Source organism: Luteibacter sp. 3190 (assembly GCF_031456385.1).
GTDB lineage: Bacteria > Pseudomonadota > Gammaproteobacteria > Xanthomonadales > Rhodanobacteraceae > Luteibacter.
The window spans coordinates 441,988-458,768 of sequence record NZ_JAVDUO010000002.1 but is presented as its reverse complement, the minus strand read 5'-3'; the positions used below and the strand labels follow the sequence as shown (position 1 = coordinate 458,768).

General features: G+C 68.6%; 9 protein-coding genes. 4 read left to right on the top strand and 5 right to left on the bottom strand.

Annotated elements, in window-relative coordinates; all coding sequences use genetic code 11:
• Positions 1-63: 63 nt before the first annotated feature.
• A complete protein-coding gene (locus J2X58_RS11935; RefSeq protein ID WP_090056391.1) occupies positions 64-657 on the bottom strand; it encodes a TetR/AcrR family transcriptional regulator in 594 nt (197 codons plus the stop codon).
• Between the two features lie 106 nt (positions 658-763).
• Between J2X58_RS11935 and J2X58_RS11930 the strand changes: the two genes are divergently transcribed.
• Positions 764-1,318 (top strand): hypothetical protein, encoded by a 555-nt coding sequence (locus J2X58_RS11930; RefSeq protein ID WP_310048423.1) that lies wholly within the window; start codon positions 764-766, stop codon positions 1,316-1,318.
• A 116-nt stretch (positions 1,319-1,434) separates the two neighbouring features.
• Here the strand turns inward: J2X58_RS11930 and cydB are convergent, their stop codons facing one another.
• From cydB to J2X58_RS11910, 4 genes are all read right to left on the bottom strand, one after another.
• Complete coding sequence (cydB, locus tag J2X58_RS11925) at positions 1,435-2,448, bottom strand: cytochrome d ubiquinol oxidase subunit II (protein ID WP_310048421.1); 1,014 nt, start codon at positions 2,446-2,448, stop codon at positions 1,435-1,437.
• 5 nt (positions 2,449-2,453) lie between these two features.
• The gene (locus J2X58_RS11920) at positions 2,454-3,872 is read right to left on the bottom strand and encodes a cytochrome ubiquinol oxidase subunit I (RefSeq protein ID WP_310048419.1); all 1,419 of its coding nucleotides are present in this window, start codon (positions 3,870-3,872) and stop codon (positions 2,454-2,456) included.
• 79 nt (positions 3,873-3,951) lie between these two features.
• Complete coding sequence (locus tag J2X58_RS11915; protein WP_090056401.1) at positions 3,952-5,286, bottom strand: ATP-binding protein; 1,335 nt, start codon at positions 5,284-5,286, stop codon at positions 3,952-3,954.
• Positions 5,286-5,990: a response regulator gene (locus J2X58_RS11910; RefSeq protein WP_090056403.1), complete on the bottom strand. Its 705-nt coding sequence runs from the start codon at positions 5,988-5,990 to the stop codon at positions 5,286-5,288. The genes J2X58_RS11915 and J2X58_RS11910 overlap by 1 nt, the downstream gene beginning before the upstream one ends.
• 166 nt (positions 5,991-6,156) lie before the next feature.
• On the opposite strand from J2X58_RS11910, the gene J2X58_RS11905 reads away from it, so the two are divergent.
• The 3 genes from J2X58_RS11905 to J2X58_RS11895 all read left to right on the top strand — a co-directional run bounded on the left by J2X58_RS11905 (position 6,157) and on the right by J2X58_RS11895 (position 16,775).
• The gene (locus tag J2X58_RS11905; RefSeq protein ID WP_310048416.1) at positions 6,157-6,987 is read left to right on the top strand and encodes a VacJ family lipoprotein; all 831 of its coding nucleotides are present in this window, start codon (positions 6,157-6,159) and stop codon (positions 6,985-6,987) included.
• Positions 6,988-6,998: 11 nt separating this feature from the next.
• Positions 6,999-7,205, top strand: a complete 207-nt coding sequence (locus J2X58_RS11900; RefSeq protein WP_090056407.1) for a hypothetical protein — start codon at positions 6,999-7,001, stop codon at positions 7,203-7,205.
• A 270-nt stretch (positions 7,206-7,475) separates the two neighbouring features.
• Positions 7,476-16,775, top strand: a complete 9,300-nt coding sequence (locus tag J2X58_RS11895) for an autotransporter-associated beta strand repeat-containing protein (RefSeq protein ID WP_310048413.1) — start codon at positions 7,476-7,478, stop codon at positions 16,773-16,775.
• Positions 16,776-16,781 lie beyond the last annotated feature (6 nt).

Sequence of the window (16,781 nt, the reverse complement as noted above, 5' to 3'; positions counted from 1 at the left end):
CGGTGGACGCGGCGTTGACGGCAGGCGATGCGGACGTGCAGCCCCCCGTGGCGTGTCGGGCGATCAGTGCCGGACCTTGGCGCTCGCATCCACCGTGAGCAGCCGTTGCAGCCCGCCCTGCACGATCTCCGGGAACTTCTTCGGGTCGTCGTACGCGCGGGCGGTGAGCATCGCGCCGTAGACGATCGACATGAACGCTTCGGCTTCCGCGCTCGCCGGGCCCATGAGGCGGAAGACGCCCATCTGCGCGCCGGTGGTGAGGATCGTTTCGAGCCAGCGCGACAGATCGCGGAAATGCGCGCGCACCGATTCGGCGAGGCTCTGCGGCAGCGACGGCAGTTCGGCCGCGAGCATGCCGGCGACGCAGAAGGGCGCCGTGGCGTCCGCGATGCACTTCTCCCAGTAGCCGGTGTAGAACCGCAGGCGCTCGACGGGATCGAAGGGCGCGTTCGCGATCAGCTGCGTCTGCGCGAGGATGCCCGTCCGCGATTCTTCGACGACGGCCTGCGCGAGGTCCGCCTTGGTGGGGAAGTGGTGGTGGATGCTGGCCTTGCGCACCTTCACTTCCTCGGCCACGTCGGCATAGCTGAAGCCGTTGTAGCCGCGGGTCTGGATCAGGTAGCGAGCCGAATCGATCAGTTTCTGTTGGGTGCTCATACGGTCAGCCTACCATTAGGTAGGTAGCTGAACAATAACGAGCACATCCCTTGACGAGGCTATCTACCTACTAGTAGGCTGGCAATACTTATCGAGGATCCAGCCCATGAATTCCCTCCGTCAGTTCTACTACATGCGCGCCGTCGTCGCCTTCGCCTGGGTGGCGCTCGTGGTGCTGGTGTCCAACCTCGGCGCGCCTTCGGTGGTCGGTTACGCCCTTCTGCTTCTGTATCCGGCATGGGACGCGCTCGCCAATCTGATCGACGCCGGCCGCAACGGCGGTCTGTCGAAGAACCCGGGCCAGCGCCTGAACCTGATCGTCAGCCTCGTGACGGTCGTGGCGCTCGCCATCGCGCTGGCGAGCAAGGGCAACGCGGGCGGCCTGCTCGTGTTCGGCGTGTGGGCGCTGCTTTCGGGTGCGCTGCAGCTGTTCGTCGGCATCCAGCGCCGGAAGCTGGGCGGCCAGGTCTTCATGATGATCAGCGGTGGCCAGTCGGTGCTCGCCGGCGTCTTCATGGCGATGCAGGCATTCGGCGACGCGCCGACGATCGACAAGCTCGCGCCGTACGCCGCGTTCGGTGGCTTCTACTTCCTGCTCGCGGCGCTGCGCCTTACCTTCCGTCGCGAGCCGGCGCTGAAGGCCGGTCGTCTCGCCCGCTAAAGGTGCGCGGACGCGCTATCGCGGGACCAGCAGCTTCAGCAGGCCCGCGACCAGCGTGACCGCGGCGACGCCCCCGAGGTACAGCGCGACGAACCACATCGCCCGTCGCGCGCGCATCAGTGGTAGCCCTCGTCGCCCTGGCGCACCTTGCCACGGAACACCCAGTACGCCATCGAGTTGTAGGTCAGGATGATCGGGATGATGATCACCGCGCCCACCAGCGTGAACAGCTGGCTGCTGCGCGGCGACGACGCCTCCCAGATATCGACCGACGGCGGGATGATGTGCGGGAAGATGCTGATGATGAAGCCGGTGTAGCCAAGGAACAGGATCGCCAGCGTCAGCAGGAACGGCGTGTGATCGCGCGCCTGGTCGCGGCGCAGGCTGAGGAAGATGCCGACGAGCGCGGCGACCACCAGCACGGGCACCGGCAGGAAGAAGAGCAGGTTGGGCAGCGAGAACCAGCGCTGCGCGATCGCCGGCTCGCCGAGCGTCGTCCACAGGCTGACGACGCCAATGGTGAGCCCCAGCAGCACGGCCAGCGGCCACATCAGCAGGCGCACGCGGCGATGCAGGTCACCCTCCGTCTTGATCAGCAGCCAGCCGCAGCCGAGCGCCGCATAGGTGACGAGCAGGCCGAGGCCGCAGAACAGATTGAACGGCGTGAACCAGTCGAAGGCGCCGCCGGCGTATTCGCCGTTGGTGACCGGAATGCCCTGGAGCAGCGTGCCGAGGATCACGCCCTGCGCGAACGTCGCTACGGCCGAGCCACCCATGAACGCGAGGTCCCAGAGGTGCTGGGTGCGCCGCGCCTTCGCGCGGATCTCGAACGCCACGCCGCGGAAGATCAGGCCGCACAGCATCGCGATGATCGGCAGGTACGCCGCGGGCAGCAGCACCGAATACGCCACCGGGAACGCCGCGTAGAGCGACGCGCCGCCCAGCACCATCCATGTCTCGTTGCCGTCCCACACGGGGGCGACGGTATTGAGCATCACCTCGCGGTCGCCAGCTTCGTTGAGCATGGGGAAGACCAGCCCGATGCCGAGGTCGAAGCCGTCGAGCGCGACGTAGAGGAACACCACGAAGCCGATGAGTGCCGCCCAGATGACCGGAAGATCGATGACCATGGCCGTTACTCGTCGATGGCGTCGGTGGGACGGGAAAGGGGACGGTGATCGAAGCGATCGCGCCCGATGCCCGTGTCGGCGGCCTCGCCTTCCGCGACGTCGCGCGGCAGGTTCGGGCCCTTCGCCATCAGCTTGAGCATGTAGTAGATGCCCGTGCCGAAGACGAGGAAGTACACGATCACGAAGATCATCAGCGACGTGCCCACCTGGTCCACCGTGAGCGGCGACACCGCGTCGCGCGTGCGCAGCACGCCGTAGACCACCCACGGCTGGCGCCCCGCCTCCGTGGTGATCCAGCCCGCGAGCAGAGCGATCAGGCCGGACGGACCCATGAACAGCACGAAGCGCTGGAACCAGCGTGCCTCGTAGAGCCGCCCGCCGCGCCGCAGCGCGAGCCCGAGCAAGGCCATGAGCAGCAGGAGCATGCCCATGCCCACCATCGTGCGGAAACTCCAGAACACGATCGTCGAGTCGGGTCGGTCCTCGGCGGGGAACGATTTGAGGCCCTGGATCTCGCCATCCCACGAATGCGTGAGGATGAGGCTGCCGAGGTGCGGAATCTTCACGGCGTACTTCGTTTCTTCCGCCTGCATGTCGGGCCAGCCGACGAGGTTGAGCGACGTGCCGCCTTTCTCCGTTTCCCAGAGGCCTTCGATGGCCGCGATCTTCGCGGGCTGGTGCTCGCGGGTGTTGAGGCCATGCGCGTCGCCCGCCTCGATCTGGATGGGCACGACGATGAGCAGCATCCACAGCGCCATGGAGAAGGACTTCTTCACGGCTTCGTCCCTACGTCCGCGTAGCAGGTGCCATGCCGCGCAGGCGCCCACGATGGCGGCGGCGACGATGAACGCGGCGAGCGCCATGTGCACGAGGCGATAGGGGAACGACGGGTTGAAGACGATCTTCAGCCAGTCCACCGGCACGACGCGACCGTCGACGATCGCATGGCCCTGCGGCGTCTGCATCCAGCTGTTGGACGAAAGGATCCAGAAGGTGGAGATCAGCGTGCCGGTGGCGACCATGCAGGTGGCGAAGAAGTGGGCGCGCGGGCCGACCTTCGTCCAGCCGAACAGCATCACGCCGAGGAAGCCGGCCTCGAGGAAGAAGGCGGTCATCACCTCGAAAGCCAGCAGCGGCCCGGTCACCGCGCCGGCCACGGACGAGAATCCCGCCCAGTTGGTGCCGAACTCGTAGCTCATCACCACGCCGGAGACCACGCCCATGCCGAAGCCGACGGCGAAGATCTTCGACCAGAAGAAGAACAGCTCCTTGTAGACCGCTTTGCGCGTCTTCAGCCACAGGCCTTCCAGCACGGCGAGGTAGCTCGCCAGGCCGATGCTGATCGCCGGGAAGATGATGTGGAACGACACGGTGAAAGCGAATTGCCACCGCGCGAGGAGTAGCGCTTGTTCCGTCGTGGTCACACCCAGCCCCTTCGCCAATGACACGGCACGAGCGTGGCATGGCGGAACGTGCCGTGGCTTGGCGAAACGCGCCAGCCCCTCAGGACAATGGCAGGATCAACCGGGCCCGCAGGCCGCCGCCGGGCGCCGAATCCAGCACCACGTCGCCGCCGTGGGCGCGGAGCGCCGATCGGGCCGCCGCGAGGCCGAGGCCGACGCCACCGGTGGCCCGGTTGCGCGACGACTCGATGCGATAGAACGGGCGGAACACCGCCTCGCGCAACTCGGGTGCGATGCCGGGCCCCTCGTCCTCCACCTCGATCTCCACCGACGCCGGCGTGGTGCGAAGGGTGACGGTCGCGCGGCCACCGTACTTGAGCGCGTTCTCCACCACGTTGCTCAGCGCCCGGCGCAGGGCAAGCGGCCGGCCGGTATAAGTGATCCCGGGCCGCTCCTCGAAGACCACGTCGTGCCCCTCGTCGCGCAGGTCGTCGACCACGGTGCTCACGAGCTCCGAGAGCTTGAAACGCGTCGTGGGCTCGCGGTCGCTGTCGTCACGGAAGAAGCGTAGCGAGGCGTCGACCATGGCCTGCATCTCGTCCACGTCGCGAAACAGCTTGCGCTGCTGCTCGGCATCGGTGATGAACTCGCCACGGAGGCGCATACGTGTGAGGGGCGCGCGCAGGTCGTGCGAAATGGCGGCGAGCATCTCCGTGCGCGCGGTGACGTAGCGCTGCACGCGCTCCTGCATCTCGTTGAACGCCTGCGCCGCGACGCGGAATTCGAGGGGGCCGGACAGGTCCATCTGCGGCGCGTCCACGTCGCGACCGAAGCGCTGCGCCTGCCGGGCGAAGCGTTCCATCGGCCGGGCCAGGCGCCGGCTGGCCAGCGCCGCGACGACGAGGCTGCAGATGATGACGAACGCGGCGATCAGGGCGAAGCGCGCGCCGGCCGAAAGGCCCCAGCTACGTTGCGGTGCGATGAACTGCACCCACGAGCGATCGGGGAGATCGATCGCGAGCACGTAGAAGGGGATCGGCCGGCCACCGATCCCCGGCTCGCCCGCCTCGTAGGCCAGCACGCGCGCATCCGGCCGGCCGAGCAGCTCGCGGACCTTCTTGCGGCCGGCGTGGAACGTGCCACCTTCGATCGGTATCGGCAGCGCCTTGTCGTCGGCATGCCACTGCACGATGAAGCCAGGGTTGCTGCCTGCTTCGGCGAGCCGCGAGCGCAGCGACGGCGGCGCACCCTGGATGACGCGCACCACGGCCGCCGCCTGATCCACGATACCGATGTCGAAGAGTCCCGGCTTCGCCCACACACCGGCGAACTGCACGAACGCCGCGTTCATGGCGGCCGCGACGACGACGGCCACGACGATGTTGATCGCGATCCAGCGGCCGATCGTGTCGCGTCCGAAATGCCGCCACCGCATCAGGCGGCCTCCACCTTCGCGGCGAAGATGTAACCCACGTTGCGCACGGTGCGGATGAGCTCGGGGTCGCTGGGGTCCTCCTCGATCTTGCGGCGGAGTCGGCTCACCTGGACGTCGATGCTGCGGTCGAACGCCTCGTAGCCACGGCCGCGTGAGAGATCGATCAGCTGCTCCCGCGTGAGCACGCGTTGCGGATGCTGCGCGAACGTCACGAGCAGGGCGAACTCGCCGCCGGAGAGCGGGGTCAGCGTGTGGTCGGACGAGCGAAGCTCGCGCCGGATGATGTCGAGCCGCCAGCCGCTGAACGTCAGCGCCAGGTTCGCGTTCTCGGCCTTGCCGGTGCCGGCGCTGCGACGGAACACCGCGCGGATGCGCGCGAGCAGCTCCCTCGCGTCGAAGGGCTTGGTGACGTAGTCGTCCGCGCCGAGCTCCAGGCCCACGATGCGATCGGTGGTCTCCGTCGCGCCCGTGAGCATGATGATCGGCACCTTGTGGTTCGCGCGCAGGCGGCGGCACAGGCTGAAGCCATCCTCGTCCGGGAGCATGACGTCGAGGATGATCAGGTCGAACGTCGTGGTCGCGAGCCGCGCGTCCATCTCGGTGCCGGACGCCGCCGTCTCCGCCCCGAATCCGTGGTTCATCAGGAACCGACGCAGGAGCGCACGGATTTCGTCGTCGTCGTCGACTATGAGGATGCGCTGCATGGTGGTGCGAACCAGAGTCCAGGGCAGCCCGTTATAGACGGTCGCGGCGGGGAAGTGTCAATTGTTTCGGGGCTGAAATGTCGTTGCCGGGCCGTTACGAAGCGGACAAACGCAGCACGCAATGATCCCGCAGCCTCTGCCGGCATCCCCACCCGGAGTCCCCGTCATGCCAGCAGTCCGCGCCGTTCCCCCGCTTCCGCCGCGCGAGTCCGTCGCGGGCACGTTGCTCGTCCAGGCCGGCCGCGCCGGCATGATCCTGGGCGCGCTGGTCGTCACGGGATGCGCTCAGCAGGCGAAGCCTTCCGGCGATGCCGGAGCGGTCGTCGCGCCCGCGAACGACGAGCCGATCAACCGCAAGGTCTTCGCCTTCAATCGCGGCGTGGACAAGGTGGTCCTGAAGCCCGTGGCGCGCGGTTACTCGCATCTGCCGTCGGGCGTGCGCCGCGGCGTGCGTCATTTCGTCTGGAACCTGCAGGAGCCGATCGTGTTCGCCAACGATCTGCTCCAGGCGAATTTCCTGCGTTCGCTCAACACCGCCGGGCGCTTCATCGTGAATTCCACCGTGGGCGTCGCCGGCATCTTCGATGTGGCAGGGAAGTGGGGCATGCCTCATCATGGCGCCGACCTCGGCCAGACGTTCGGTGTCTGGGGCATCGGCCCGGGCCACACGGTGGAGCTTCCCCTGTTCGGCTCGTCGAACGTGCGCGACACGGTGGGCCGCGTGCTGACCGCCGGGCTGTACAAGCTGGGCGACAACTCCGACACGGTGCAGACGCTGGAGACGGTGCGCACCGTGGGTGGCATCGTCGACGGTCGCGCGCAGGCGCTTCCGCTGACCGACCGCCTCGAAACCTCGCCGGACTACTACGCCGCGTTGCGCGACAACGCCGCGGCGCGGCGGGCGAAGCTGGTGGAGGAGGGGCGGCGCGGCGACGTCCATGCGGAAGAGTCACCCGCCGAAAGCCGCGCGGCGACCGGCCTGCCCATGAATCCCTGAGGAGCATCGCGATGACGCAGTCGCAGGAGAAAGCGCGTGTGCTCGCGGCGGCGAGCGACATCGAGCCCGATGCCGGCCGGCGTCTCGAATGGTACGCGCATGTGCCGATCCGATGCTTCGGCGAGCGGACCGCCGCCGAAGTAGTGGCCGCCGGCGAAACCCGCCGACTCATCGAGATGATCCGCGATATCCGCCGTGCCGAAAAAGAGTGGCGATAGTCGCCGCGTGATGGGTCGATGCGACCCATCCTTCTCAACCGGTTCACAACCGTGCACGCTTTTTCACGAGCGATCACGGGTTGACTCGCAACTTGCCTAGTTTGTGCATCGACGCCTTGAGGCGCTCGCTTAGTCTCAGGCCGCAGTTAAAACACCGTTCCCGAAACGTCGTCTGGCGAAACGCCGGACCAGCGAAGTGCGGCCCGCGTTTTTCGAACGCGATCCGCCGTGGCGGCGAAGGAACACCACCTGCGGCTTCTGGGGATGATAATGAGCAAGCGTCGTGTGGAGTCGGTTCGTCGCAACACCCTTACCCGTGGCATCTATCTCGCACTGACGTCGGTGCTTGCGACACCACTTCTTACAACGCCCGCCGAGGCCGCCTGCTCGCAAACGGGCGTGATCATCACCTGCCCGACCGGCTCTTCCACCACGAATCTCCTGGATGCCACGAACGGCGTCACCGTGAACGTGGAGAGCAACGCGCTCGTGAGCGTTCCCCTGCTCGCTGGCGGGACGGCCATGCGCCTTTCCGGCAACGGCATCACGCTGAACAACGCGGGGACCATCGATCCGTCGCTCACGGGTGGCCTCAGCGTCGCGGCCGCCGGTGCCTATCTCGGCAACGCGTCGGGTGCGGCGAACACGATCAACGTCAACAACCAGGTGGGCGGACGGATCGCCGGAGTGTTCAACCTCGCTTCGCTGCTCGGCGTGGGCGGTCAGGCGCTGCTGGTGCAGAACGGCGCGGGTGGTGTGACGAACATCCGCAACGAAGGCCAGTTCGACATGTCGATCTTCGGCACGGGGATCCTCACGGTGTCGGATACGCCGGCGATCATCAGCTACGGCGGAGCGCAGACCAACGTCGTCAACCTGCGCACGGGCGATCTCTCCAACCCTCTGAACAACACCGGCAAGATCCGCGGACGCATCGGCTTTGGCGGATCGGCCGCGGGCAATACGTTCGTGAACGCGGGCATCCTCGACGGCAGCCTGTACATGGGCAACTCGGCCGGCGCCAACGTCTACACGGCCGTCTCCGGATCGAGCGTGCTCAACACGGGTATCGGTGTCGACACGGCGCTCGTCGACATCGGCATCAGTCTCGCCGGCGCGGGTACCGTCAACGGCGGCACGGGTAGCCTGACCAACCGCCTCGTGCTGCAGAACGCCGCCACCGGTACCGGGTCGGGCGCGACCGGCACCGTCACCACGATCGATGGTGCGCGCTTCTTCAACTTCCAGAACCTGATCGTCAACAGCGGCACCTGGAACCTGGTCAACACCGTGGGCAGCGGCGCAGGCACGCTCAGCACCACGTTGAACGACGGGCAGATCAACTTCAGCAGCGCCGCCAATTTCGGCACGGGCCTGTTCACCGCGAACGGCGGCGCGCTGGCCGCATCCACGGCGGGGCTCACGCTCGCCAAGGACATCACGCTGGGCGGCAACGGCAAGCTCACGCTCGCGGGCGGCAACGCGTTCTCGATGACGGGCGTGCTCTCCGGAACGGGCGGCCTCACCGTGACGAATCCCGGCGTCACGCTCTCCGGAAACAATACCTTCGCCGGAGGCGTGAACCTCAACGCGACGAGCCTCACGTTGACCAACGCGAACGCGTTGGGCACCGGCGCCCTGACGGTGGGTGCCAACGCGACGCTCGCGACCAGCGCGCCGCTCACGCTGAACAACGCGATCAGCGTCAACGCGGGCAACACGCTGACGTTGCCCGGCGCGCAGGCGCTGACGCTCAATGGCGGCCTCTCTGGCGCGGGCAACCTGACCAAGGCCGGTGCAGCGACGCTCACCCTTGGCGGCGCGAGCACGCTCACCGGCGCGTTCTCGATCACCGGAGGATCGGTGGCGCTCGGCGCCGCGGGCAGTCTTTCGCCCACGGCGGCGATATCGCTCGCGGCCGGATCGGCGCTCGACATCTCCGGCGCCACGGCGAACCAGTCGATCGGTTCCCTCGCGGGCGCGGGAGGCACCGTGTCGCTCGGTGCCCGCACGCTCACGCTCGGAGGGCTTGGCGACACCGCGTATGCCGGGACCATCACGGGATCCGGTGCTCTGGTGAAGAACGGGACCGGTATCCAGACGCTCACGGGCACCAACACGTTCACGGGTGGCGTGACGCTCAACGCCGGCGGACTTCGTCTGGGCAGCGGCGCGGCGATCGGCGGCGGCCTGCTCAACGTGGGCGGTACCGCGTCGCTCGACGGCACGACGGCGGCGCTGTCGCTCGGCAACACGATCAACATCGGCACGGGCGCGTCACTGATCCTGCCGGGCACGCAGGACATCACGCTCGCGGGTCCGATCACCGGCGACGGCGGCATCGTCAAGAGCGGCACCACGGCGCTGACGCTCAACGGCGTGAACACGTTCACCGGCGGCGTCGCGGTCAACGGCGGAACCGTGAGCCTCGGCAACAGCAACGCGCTTGGCACGGGACTCTTCAGCGTCAATCAGAGCACGACGCTGACTGGAAGCGTCGGGCTGAACCTCGCGAACGCCATGAACATCGCCAGCGGCGCGAATCTCACGTATCTCACGGCACAGCCGTCGACGTTCAGTGGCGTGCTCGCCGGGCAGGGCGGCCTGCTCAAGTCCGGCACCGGGACGCTGACGCTGACCGGTGCGAGCACGTTCACCGGTGGCCTCAACGTAGCCGCCGGTACGCTGGCCATCGGGGCAGGCGGGAGTCTCGCGTCGACCGGTGCCGTCAACCTCTCCGGTGCCGGGGCGGTGTTCGACATCGCGGGTGCGACCGCCGCGCAGACCATCGGCTCGCTGGCCGGCGTCGGGGGAACGACGGTCTCCCTCGGTGCCAACACGCTCACCTTCGGCGACGCGACGAACCAGACCTTCGCCGGCACGATCGGCGGCACCGGCGGCCTGGTGAAGACGGGCACGGGCGTGCAGACCCTGACGGGTGCGAACACGTTCACCGGCGGCGTGAACCTCGCCGCGGGCGGCCTCGTGCTCGGCAACAGCGGTGCCATCGGATCGGGCACGCTGAGCGTGACCGGTGCCGGCACGCTGGACAGCACCGCGGCGCTCAATCTGGCGAACAACGTCGATCTCGCCGGCGGTGCCCTGAACCTCGTGGGCAGCCAGAACGTCACCCTCGGTGGCACGATCAGCGGCAGCGGCAGCCTGATCAAGAACGGCGGCACGCTGCTGACGCTCAATGGAGCGAACAGTTACAGCGGCGGCACAACGGTCAACGCGGGCGGGCTGCTGCTCGGCAACAGCGGGGCGCTCGGTACCGGCGCGCTGAACGTCGGTGGCGCCGTGACGCTCGACGGCTCGACGGCGCTCAACCTCGGCAACGCCGTGGCGCTCGGCACCGGTGCGTCGCTCAACGTGCTCGGCGGACAAAACGTGACGCTCGGCGGCATCGTGTCCGGCGCGGGCAACCTCGTGAAGAACGGCAGCGCCACGCTCACGCTCGATGGCGCGAATACGTACGCCGGCGGAACGACGGTGAACGCGGGCGGCCTCTTGCTCGGCAACAGCGGCGCACTCGGCACCGGCGCGCTCAACGTCGGCGGCGCGGTGACGCTGGATGGCTCCACCGCGCTCAATCTCGCCAATGGCATCGCGCTGGGCGCCGGCGGTTCGCTCAACCTGCTCGGCAGCCAGGACGTGACGCTCGGCGGTGTCGTCTCCGGCACCGGAAGCCTGACGAAGAACGGCGCGTCAGTGCTGACCCTCGGCAACGCGAACACCTTCAGCGGTGGCGTGAACCTCAACGCCGGCACGCTCGTGCTCGGCAACGGAAGCGCACTCGGTACCGGTGCGCTGAACGTCGGCGGCAACGCGACGCTCGATGCGAACGCGCCGGTCGCGATCACGAACACGATCGGTATCGCGGCCGGTACCAACCTCGCGCTGGGCGGCAGCAACGCGCTGACGCTCGGCGGCGCAATCGGCGGCACGGGCGGCCTGGTCAAGAACGGCGCCGCCACGGTGACGCTCGGCGCCGCGAACACCTATACCGGCGGCACGACGATCAACGCCGGAACGCTCGCAGTGGGCGCGGGCGGCAGCCTCGCCGCGACCGGTGCCGTCAATCTCGCCGGCCCCGGCATCCTCGACCTTTCCGCCGCGACGAATCAGACCGTCGGTGCGCTGTCGGGTGTCGCGGGAAGCGGTCTCGTCCTCGGCGGCAGCACCCTGACCTTCGGCGATGCGTCCAACCAGACCTTCGACGGCGTCATCAGCGGTGGCGGCGGACTGGTGAAGTTGGGCACCGGCGTCCAGACGCTGGGCGGCGCCAACACCTTCGGCGGCGGCGTGAACCTGGTCGGCGGCGGCCTCGTCGTCGGCAACGACGCGGCGCTGGGCACCGGCGGGCTGACCGTCAGCGGCGCGGCCACGCTGGACTCGACCGGCCCGGTCACCCTTGCGAACGACATCCTGCTCAACGCGGGACTCACCGTGCTGGGCAGCAACGCGCTGACGCTCAACGGCCAGTTGACGGGCGCGGGCGGGCTGACGAAGGACGGCGCCGCCACGCTCACGCTCAATGGCATCAACAGCTACACGGGCGGCACCGACGTCGTCGGCGGCACCCTCGCGCTCGGTGCCGGTGCGAGCCTTTCGGCGGCCGGCATCGTGAACCTCGGCGCGGGCACCACGCTCGACCTTTCGGCAGGCAACGGGACGCAGACCGTCGGCACGCTCACGGGATCGGGCACCGTGAACCTCGGTGCGAATTCCATCACCGTGGGCGATGCGACCGACGGTATCTTCAGCGGTTCCATCGCCGGTACCGGCGGACTCGTCAAGGTCGGTGCGGGCACGGAGACACTCACCGGCACGAACACCTATACCGGCGGTACGCTCATCAACGCCGGCACGCTCGCCATCGGGGCGGGTGGCAGCCTTTCGTCCGTGGGCGCGGTCACGCTCGCGGCACCGGGCACGGGCTTCGACATCTCGACGGGCGGCGACCAGACCATCGGCCTGCTCAACGGTGTCGCCGGGAGCACGGTGACGCTCGGCGGCAACACGCTCACGCTTTCGGGCATCGCCAACGGCGCGTACGACGGACTGATCGCCGGTACGGGCGGCCTGGTGAAGAACGGCGCGGGCATCCAGGAACTGGGCGGCGCCAACACGTTCGCCGGCGGCGTCACGCTCAACGCGGGCGGGCTGGTGCTCGGCAACGCGGGTGCGCTCGGCACCGGCGCGCTCACCGTCGGCGGCAACGCGTCGCTCGACACCACCGGCGCGTTCAACGTGACCAACGACATCGATCTCGCGGGCGGCGCGAACCTCGATATCCTCGGTTCCAACGCGCTCACGCTCGGTGGCGCGATCACCGGTGTCGGCGGTCTGATCAAGAACGGCGGCTCGGTCCTCACGCTCACCAACACCAATACGTACACGGGCGGCACGACGATCAACGCCGGCACGCTCGCCATCGGCGCGGGCGGCAGCCTCGCATCGACGGGCGCGCTAAACCTCGCCGGCCCGGGTTCGTTCGACATCTCGGCGGGCGGTGCGCAGACGATCGGTTCGCTGGCCGGCGTCGCCGGAAGCACCGTGGCGCTCGGTGCCAACACGCTCACGCTGGGCGGCACGGGCGATGCGACCTTCGCCGGAACGATCGGCGGCAGCGGCGGCATCGTGAAGGACGGCGCGGGCGTGCAGACGCTCACGGGCGCCAACACGTTCAGTGGCGGCGTCACGTTGAACGCGGGCGGCCTCGTCGTCGGCAACGACGCCTCGCTGGGTACGGGCGCGCTGACCGTCGGCGGCGCGTCCACCCTCGACGCGCTGACCGCCGTGACGCTGGCCAACGACATGACGCTGAACGCCGGGCTCACCGTGCTCGGCACGAACGACATGACGTTCAACGGCGACCTCTCGGGCACGGGCAGCCTGACCAAGGAAGGCCTCGCCACGCTGACCTTGAACGGCACAAATACCTATACCGGCGGCACCTTCATCAACGCCGGCACGCTGGCGCTCGGCGCGGGCGCGAGCCTCTATGCGCAGGGCACCGTCAACCTCGCGACGAACGCGACGTTCGACCTCTCGGCGGGCGCCGGCACGCAGGTGTTCGGCACGCTGATCGGCGACGGCACCGTGAACCTCGGCGGCAACACGCTCACCATCGGTGGGCCGACCGACGGCACGTTCGGCGGATCGATCGGCGGCACGGGCGGCCTGATCAAGGAAGGCACGGGGACCGAAACGCTCACGGGCACCAACACGTTCACGGGTGGCACGACGATCAACGCGGGCACGCTCGCGATCGGCCCGGGCGGTAGCCTGTCGCCGGTGGGCGCGGTGACGCTGGCGAACGCGGGAACGACGTTCGACATCTCCGGCGGCGGCAACCAGGCGATCGGCTCGCTCGCGGGCGTCGCGGGAAGCGACGTCACCCTGGGCGCCAACACGCTCACGCTCAACGGCATCGGCAACACCAACTACGACGGCGTCATCTCCGGCACCGGCGGCCTGATCAAGAACGGTCCGGGCACGCAGGGACTGGGTGGCGCGAACACGTTCAGCGGCGGCGTCGTTCTCAACCAGGGTGGCCTGCTCGTCGGTAACGACGCGGCGCTGGGGACGGGCACGCTCACCGTCGCCGGCAACGGCACGCTCGACGCGAGCACGCCGGTGACGCTCGCGAACGCCATCGCGCTCGACGCCGGCCTGACGATCCTCGGCAGCAACGACATGACGCTGGGCGGCGCGATCACCGGGGCGGGAAGCCTGACGAAGGACGGCGCCGCGACACTGACCCTGACGGCTGCGAACACGTACACCGGCGGCACGACGATCAACGGCGGCACGCTCGCGATCGGCGCGGGTGGAAGCCTCGCGGCCGGCGGGGCGGTGAACCTCACCGGTGCCTCGACCTTCGACATCTCCGCGGGCGGCGACCAGACGATCGGCTCGATCGGCGGCGTGGTGGGCAGCAACGTGACGCTCGGTGCTAACACGCTCACGCTCGGCGGCGATGCGGATTCCAACTTCGACGGCGTCATCGACGGTACCGGCGGACTGGTGAAGAACGGCGCGGGCACGTTGGGACTCGGCGGCGCGAACACGTTCAGCGGCGGCGTGACGCTCAACGCGGGCGGCCTGCTCCTCGGCAACGACGCCGCGCTGGGAACCGGCGACCTCACCGTCGGCGGCGCGGCATCGCTGGACACGACCGGGGCGCTGACGCTCGCGAACAACATCGTGCTCAACGCGTCGCTCGCGTTGCCCGGGGGTAACGACCTCACGCTCGATGGCGACATCTCCGGCGCGGGTGGGCTGACCAAGGGCGGCGACGCGACGCTGACCCTCAACGGCGGCAACAGCTACGCCGGTGGGACGACGGTCAACGGTGGCACGCTCGTGGTCGGCAGCGACACGGCGCTCGGCACCGGCGGCCTCGCGATCGACGACGCGGCCCTCGAAGCGGGCACCGCGGTGACGCTGGCGAACGACGTTACGGTCGGTCCCAACGGCGTCACCGTGCAGGGTGCGGAGGATCTCACGCTCAACGGCAATCTTTCCGGCACCGGCCTGCTCGACAAGAACGACACGGGCAGCCTCACCCTCGGTGGCACGCTGGCCGGGTTCACCGGTGGCATCAACGTCAACGGCGGCATCCTCAACGCGAGCAATCCGTACACCGGCGGCATCTCGGTCGGCGCGAACGCGACCGCCAACCTCGACGGCACGGGCAACATCCTGAATCTGATCGGGCCCATCGCCGGTACGCTCAACATCGGTGGCGGCAGCAACCTCGATCTGGATTACGACGAGCTGCCCGATGTGACCGGCACGGTGAACGGCACCGGGCCGGGAACGACGCTCAACATCACGGGCGACGGCGAAGGCACGCTCGCGAACGGCGTCTTCAACGGCATCGACAACCTGACGACGGCGGCGGGTACGTTGTCCGTGAACGCGGGCACGTCCGTGACGTTCGCGGGCGGCAGCACGATCGGCGGCAACCTCGTGGTCAACGGCACCTTGGGCGGTCCCGTGACGGTGGATCCAGGCGGCGGTGTCGTCGGCGGTGGCACGATCGACGGGCCGGTCACCGTCGACGGCGGCACGATCGCACCCAGCGGTATCGACGGCGCGACGGGCCCGGCGGGCGGAACCGGCACGGCCGGCACCACGCTCACGACCGGTGGCCTCACGCTGAGTGGCGACTCGGTCACGCAGATCCGGGTGAACGGCACCGGCGCCGGCGACAGCATCACGGCGAACGGTCCGGCGACGGTGGGCGGCAGCCTGGTCGTCCTGCCCACCGGCAGCACGTTCGGTCCCGTGAACCGGTACACCATCCTCAACGCCAGCGGCGGCATCACCGGCACCTACGGAAACGTCACGCAGGGCCTGTTCCCGTTCCTCGACACGGGCGTCGTTCAGTCGGGCAACCAGCTGATCCTCACGCTGTCGCAAGCCGGTAGCGGTCTGGGGACGGGCGGTATCCGCTTCGACCAGTTCCCGGGCCTCAGCGGCAATCAGGCCAACATGGCGACGGCGCTGCAGACCATCGCCACGTCGGGCGGCGACCCGCTGCCCACGCTCCTCGGCACGGTGCGCGGACTGCGTGCTGACCAGGTGGTGCGGGCGTTCGATTCGCTGACCGGCGAGACCTACGCCTCGGCGGCGACCGCGGAACTGACGGGGCAGAGCCAGTACCAGGACACGGTGTTCTACCGGCTCAAGCTGCAGCGCGATACGGGTGAGCAGGGCACGGCGGTATGGGCGGTGCCGTACACGTCGAGCAGCGACCTGGATCGCAACGCGAACGTCGCCCGCGCCGACTACCGGATCCACGGCGTCGTGGTCGGTACCGACGCCGCGCTGACGCCGGACCTGCGTGTCGGTGTCCATGCCAACTTCGCGAATTCGCGCACGGAAGTCGACCACCGTGGCGACTACACCGACGTCGACCAGTACGGCATCGGTCTGCACGCGCTCTACTTCAACCAGCAGCGGTTCTGGGTCGAGGGCTTGGCCTCGTACGGGCATCTCGACGCGGACAGCTCACGCCGCATCAGCGTGGGCGCGTTCACGCCGCAGGCGACCGGGCGCTACGACGGCAAGGCCATCAACGCGTCGATCGAGGGCGGCTACCGCTTCCAGCTGAGCGACACGATGCATCTCGAGCCGTTCATCGGCGCGTACTACACGAAGGTGAAGTACGACGGGTTCACGGAGAAGGGGGCGGGCGACGCGGATCTTCGCGTGGGCCAGGCCGAGGCGCGCAGCATGCAGTACGGGATCGGCGCGCGGCTGGTGGGTGACGTCGATCTCGGCGTGCAGGGCACCAAACTCCATCCCATCGTGATGGTTCGCTACCTGCACAACACCAAGGACGAGGATATCTCGGTGAACAACGCGTTCGCCGGTGCTCCCGCGACACCGTTCACGGTGCAGGGCTCGCGCCCGATGCGAAACCACTGGCAGGCGGGCGTCGGCGTGAGCTTCGACATCACGCCGAAGGCCAGCACGTTCGTGTACTACAACGCGGATCGTGCCGAGCACACGAAGAGCGACTCGGTGAACCTCGGCGTGCGCTGGACGTTCTGAGGTAGG